Origin of the sequence: Citrobacter sp. Cb023, assembly GCF_030336805.1 — a bacterium.
GTDB lineage: Bacteria > Pseudomonadota > Gammaproteobacteria > Enterobacterales > Enterobacteriaceae > Citrobacter > Citrobacter braakii.
Genome location: NZ_JAOWCV010000009.1, coordinates 1 through 281 on the forward strand (window position 1 = coordinate 1; position 281 = coordinate 281).

Sequence of the window (281 nt, forward strand, 5' to 3'; positions counted from 1 at the left end):
CTCAGAAGTGAAACGCCGTAGCGCCGATGGTAGTGTGGGGTCTCCCCATGCGAGAGTAGGGAACTGCCAGGCATCAAATTTAGTGTGCTGATATGGCTCAGTTGGTAGAGCGCACCCTTGGTAAGGGTGAGGTCCCCAGTTCGACTCTGGGTATCAGCACCAGTTTTTCGGTTAAAGTTTGGCACTTAGAAAAGAATTTGTCTGGCGGCTGTAGCGCGGTGGTCCCACCTGACCCCATGCCGAACTCAGAAGTGAAACGCCGTAGCGCCGATGGTAGTGTG

General features: G+C 54.4%; 1 tRNA gene and 1 rRNA gene. Both read left to right on the forward strand.

The window, feature by feature from the left end:
• Window positions 1-86: 86 nt before the first annotated feature.
• Window positions 87-162, forward strand: a tRNA-Thr gene (locus OGW44_RS00055).
• A gap of 38 nt (window positions 163-200) precedes the next feature.
• Window positions 201-281: ribosomal RNA gene (gene rrf, locus OGW44_RS00060) — 5S ribosomal RNA — on the forward strand; the annotation flags it as partial.